The organism is Mesorhizobium jarvisii (genome assembly GCF_003601985.1).
Taxonomy (GTDB): domain Bacteria; phylum Pseudomonadota; class Alphaproteobacteria; order Rhizobiales; family Rhizobiaceae; genus Mesorhizobium; species Mesorhizobium jarvisii.
In genome coordinates this window covers 367,501-372,500 of the sequence record NZ_QZXA01000006.1, presented here as the reverse complement: position 1 = coordinate 372,500, position 5,000 = coordinate 367,501, and the positions used below count along the sequence as shown (strand labels likewise).

General features: G+C 55.8%; 3 protein-coding genes, 1 tRNA gene and 2 rRNA genes (1 of these 6 running past the window's edge). All 6 read left to right on the top strand.

The genetic code is table 11. The features are described 5' to 3' along the window. Positions 1 to 2,579 (top strand): 23S ribosomal RNA (locus tag D3242_RS17805); it begins 221 nt to the left of the window's first position. A gap of 204 nt (positions 2,580 to 2,783) precedes the next feature. Continuing rightward, a 5S ribosomal RNA gene (gene rrf / locus D3242_RS17800) occupies positions 2,784 to 2,898 on the top strand. Between the two features lie 156 nt (positions 2,899 to 3,054). Next, positions 3,055 to 3,131, top strand: a tRNA-Met gene (locus tag D3242_RS17795). 700 nt (positions 3,132 to 3,831) lie between these two features. Further along, a complete protein-coding gene (locus D3242_RS17790; protein WP_064980967.1) occupies positions 3,832 to 4,098 on the top strand; it encodes a type II toxin-antitoxin system ParD family antitoxin in 267 nt (88 codons plus the stop codon). Between the two features lie 3 nt (positions 4,099 to 4,101). After that, positions 4,102 to 4,413: a type II toxin-antitoxin system RelE/ParE family toxin gene (locus D3242_RS17785; RefSeq protein WP_064980965.1), complete on the top strand. Its 312-nt coding sequence runs from the start codon at positions 4,102 to 4,104 to the stop codon at positions 4,411 to 4,413. Positions 4,414 to 4,503: 90 nt separating this feature from the next. After that, complete coding sequence (locus D3242_RS17780) at positions 4,504 to 4,776, top strand: hypothetical protein (protein ID WP_196774168.1); 273 nt, start codon at positions 4,504 to 4,506, stop codon at positions 4,774 to 4,776. Positions 4,777 to 5,000 lie beyond the last annotated feature (224 nt).

The window sequence follows — 5,000 nt, the reverse complement described above, 5'->3', positions numbered from 1 at the left end:
GGGTAAAGTGGCGAACGCGGGGAACTGAAACATCTAAGTACCCGTAGGAAAGGACATCAACCGAGACTCCGGAAGTAGTGGCGAGCGAACCCGGACCAGGCCAGTGGCGATTGAGAGACAAGCGGAACCTTCTGGAAAGTAGGGCCATAGTGGGTGACAGCCCCGTACGCGTAATGCAATCAATCGTCCTCGAGTAAGGCGGGACACGTGAAATCCTGTCTGAAATTGGGGGGACCACCCTCCAAGCCTAAGTACTCGTGCATGACCGATAGCGAACTAGTACCGTGAGGGAAAGGTGAAAAGCACCCCGACAAGGGGAGTGAAAGAGTACCTGAAACCGATTGCCTACAAACAGTGGGAGCCCGCAAGGGTGACCACGTACCTTTTGTATAATGGGTCAGCGACTTAGTGTGACGAGCAAGCTTAAACCGCTAGGTGTAGGCGCAGCGAAAGCGAGTCTGAACAGGGCGTTCAGTTCGTCGCATTAGACCCGAAACCGAGTGATCTAGCCATGAGCAGGTTGAAGGTAAGGTAACACTTACTGGAGGACCGAACCCATAACTGTTGCAATAGTTCGGGATGACTTGTGGCTAGGGGTGAAAGGCCAATCAAACTCGGAAATAGCTGGTTCTCCGCGAAATCTATTTAGGTAGAGCGTCGACCGAATACCCCAGGGGGTAGAGCACTGGATGGGCTAGGGGTCCTCACCGGATTACCAAACCTAACCAAACTCCGAATACCTGGGAGTACTAGTCGGCAGACACACGGCGGGTGCTAACGTCCGTCGTGAAAAGGGAAACAACCCTGACCTACAGCTAAGGTCCCCAAGTTATGGCTAAGTGGGAAAGGATGTGAGGATCCCAAAACAACCAGGATGTTGGCTTAGAAGCAGCCATCATTTAAAGAAAGCGTAACAGCTCACTGGTCTAAATAAGGGTCTTTGCGCCGAAAATGTAACGGGGCTAAAGCCATACACCGAAGCTTAGGGTTCGTGAGCAATCACGAGCGGTAGCGGAGCGTTCTGTAAGCTGATGAAGCCATACCCGTGAGGGGTGGTGGAGGTATCAGAAGTGCGAATGCTGACATGAGTAACGTAAGGGGAGTGAGAGACTCCCCCGCCGAAAGACCAAGGGTTCCTGCTTAAAGCTAATCTGAGCAGGGTTAGCCGGCCCCTAAGACGAGGCGGAAACGCGTAGTCGATGGGAACCACGTTAATATTCGTGGGCTTGGAGGTAGTGACGGATCATTGAGGTAGTCCAATCTTATCGGATTGAACGGGCTGCTGCGTGGTTCCAGGAAATAGCTCCTCCTTATAAACCGTACCCGAAACCGACACTGGTGGTCTGGTAGAGTATACCAAGGCGCTTGAGAGAACTATGCTGAAGGAACTCGGCAAATTGCACGCGTAACTTCGGAAGAAGCGTGACCCTTTTCCACGCAAGTGGAGGAGGGTGGCACAGACCAGGGGGTAGCGACTGTTTATCAAAAACACAGGGCTCTGCGAAGTCGCAAGACGACGTATAGGGTCTGACGCCTGCCCGGTGCTGGAAGGTTAAGAGGAGGGGTGCAAGCTCTGAATCGAAGCCCCAGTAAACGGCGGCCGTAACTATAACGGTCCTAAGGTAGCGAAATTCCTTGTCGGGTAAGTTCCGACCTGCACGAATGGCGTAACGACTTCCCCGCTGTCTCCAGCATAGACTCAGTGAAATTGAATTCCCCGTGAAGATGCGGGGTTCCTGCGGTTAGACGGAAAGACCCCGTGCACCTTTACTATAGCTTTACATTGGCATTCGTAGTGGCATGTGTAGGATAGGTGGTAGGCTTTGAAACCTGGGCGCCAGCTCAGGTGGAGCCACCCTTGAAATACCACCCTTATTACTATGGATGTCTAACCGCGGCCCGTTATCCGGGTCCGGGACAATGTATGGTGGGTAGTTTGACTGGGGCGGTCGCCTCCTAAAGAGTAACGGAGGCGCGCGATGGTGGGCTCAGAACGGTCGGAAATCGTTCGCTGAGTGCAATGGCATAAGCCTGCCTGACTGCGAGACTGACAAGTCGAGCAGAGACGAAAGTCGGTCATAGTGATCCGGTGGTCCCGCGTGGAAGGGCCATCGCTCAACGGATAAAAGGTACGCCGGGGATAACAGGCTGATGACCCCCAAGAGTCCATATCGACGGGGTTGTTTGGCACCTCGATGTCGACTCATCGCATCCTGGGGCTGGAGCAGGTCCCAAGGGTATGGCTGTTCGCCATTTAAAGCGGTACGTGAGTTGGGTTCAGAACGTCGTGAGACAGTTCGGTCCCTATCTGCCGTGGGTGTAGGAATATTGAAAGGATCTGTCCCTAGTACGAGAGGACCGGGATGGACGGATCTCTGGTGGACCTGTTGTGGCGCCAGCCGCATAGCAGGGTAGCTATATCCGGACGGGATAACCGCTGAAGGCATCTAAGCGGGAAACCCACCTTAAAACGAGTATTCCCTGAGAACCGTGGAAGACGACCACGTTGATAGGCCGGGTGTGGAAGAGCGGCAACGCTTGAAGCTTACCGGTACTAATAGTTCGATCGGCTTGATCGTTCTCATTCCTTATGCCCATCTGACAAGGTCAGATGGTTTGTTCTCACTCACGCTTGTTCCGCCCTGCGGGCGGGCGCTACGTGGGTGCGGTGCATCAGCGCCGACGGTCGGTCGACCTTGCGAAGCTTCGCTTCGAAAGGCGCCAAGATCAAAGAACGTCCAAGGCACAAAAAACAGCTTCTCGAACAACGTGCGTTTTGCCGACCTGGTGGTTATGGCGGAGCGGCTGCACCCGATCCCATTCCGAACTCGGCCGTGAAACGCTCCAGCGCTGATGGTACTTCGTCTCAAGACGCGGGAGAGTAGGTCGCTGCCAGGTCTGCTAAACGCACGTTGAACTCACATCCAATCGGATGTCAGTGAAATCTTCTCTCTACGAACAAGGCCCGCCAAGGGACCACGGGCCGCGCAAGCGGCCCTTTCATTTGGTGAGCCATCTACCTATTTGTAGGCTTGCGCTTACATCCAATGGTGACGCGGGGTGGAGCAGCCCGGTAGCTCGTCAGGCTCATAACCTGAAGGTCACAGGTTCAAATCCTGTCCCCGCAACCAAATACAAAAGAGCCCGCCCTCGTGCGGGCTCTTTTATATTTAGCCGTGGTGCCCGGCGAGTTAACCCTCATCAGCCGTCCGCAACGAGGCCTTGCCGACGCCGCCGGTCAGAAACGCAAAGCCTCTCCCCAAAACCAAATCATAAACGGCCCGCCTGGCTCAAACCAGCGGGCCGTTTTGCGTTTGGAGCCAACGTCGCCAACGGCTGCCTCCCGCCCAGCTGCCCGCAAGCAGACAAAACCGAAGCCGCACGACAGATAAGCCAAATCCCTCTCCCCAAAACCAAACCAAAATCGGCCCGCCTGGCTCGAACCAGCGGGCCGTTTTGCGTTCGAGCCCAATGGAAGAACGCCCGGCAACGACCGAAGCGAACAGCGAAAGCCGAATCGGAGCGGCGACCGCAACCAAATGCGAAATGAATTTAGCAGGCGGGGGCTACTGTCTCGGCCAGCTTCAGTGCCCGTCGTCTCGCTTTTATGACGGAGAGTGGATCGTCGGAGTTGTCGATCGCGGGCCTGGTTCCTCGATCGCGCCGGCGTCAGCGGAGCTGAGGCGATATCTCGGTTGTGCAGAATCGGCGAATCAAGCCCTGCGGAATAATCCGAATCAAAGGCAGAGTACCGCCGAATCGGCTAGTTCTGGCAATAGGTGACATCTATTGCTATCTTCCTATGACCGGACATTCTTTCCAGAGGTTGCCATGCCCAACTACGCCCTGAACGACCATTATGAGAGCTTCATCAGGAAGCAGCTCGAATCGGGTCGTTACAACAATGCCAGCGAGGTCGTCCGCGCCGGCCTGCGCATGCTCGAGGATTTCGAGGCGGAGCGGGAGAGATTGCTGCGCGAGGAAATCCCTGGGCGCCTGACGGATCTCCAGCAGGATCCGGCCAAGGGGATTCCTGCCGATGCGGTGTTTTCCCGGCTGGAGGCGCGCCATCGCGCGAAGCTGGCGAAAGCCAAGTAGGGGATGGAGTACCGGATTGTCTTCCATCCCATGGCGGAAGCCGAGCTCGGACAGCTCTATGACGACATAGCCGAGCGGGCGTCGCCGGCGATTGCCTGGAATTTCGTTGTCGGCATCCGCAACCATTGCCTGGGTCTATCGACATTTCCACAGCGCCGCACGGAGCGGGTCGAGATCATGCCCGGGCTGCGGATTGTTGGTTATCGGCGCGCCGTCAGCATCGCTTTCGCGGTCGAGGGCGAACGGGTGTTGATCCTGGGCATCTTTTACGCTGGGCGGAACATCACGCCGGAATTGCTGGAAGACCGGCTCTGAAGCGTTGCCTACGCTGGCGCGGCGATTGAAATCCACCAGGCAGGACAGCCGGTTTTCAGGCCGACGCGGGTATCCCGCGTCGAGGGAGCGGTGAGCCTCGGCAGCACCGATCGCTGGCGGAGCGCCACCCACAGTTCAGCCAAGCCAACTCACGAATTTCGGCCTTGTGAATATGCCGACGAGAAATCCAAAAAACTTTGGTTTGGTGTGTTGACAGTTTGGATTGGTGGCGACTATATACGCCTCACGAACGAGGGCGGTGCGCCGCTGGCGACGAAGAAGTTTGCTTCTAAGACTGCCCTCAGCGAAATTCAAGAGAGCCGCGTGAGCGACACTCGGACGGCCCCGAAGCCACAAGCGTAACGGGCCACGATACTGCGTGAAGCGGTGTCTGTTCTTTGAAAATTGAATAATGAAGAAAGAGAAACGTGGGCGGCAGAGTCCTGCTGAACCTCTTACTCCGCCAGGGGTAATTGGTTCGAACGAGACTTTGGCGGATCACGTTTCGTGAGAATAAGTCTACCAAGGCATTAAGTTGCCTAGGTGTGAATGTTCTCGTCGATTCATGCGTGACCAAATAAAGCCAA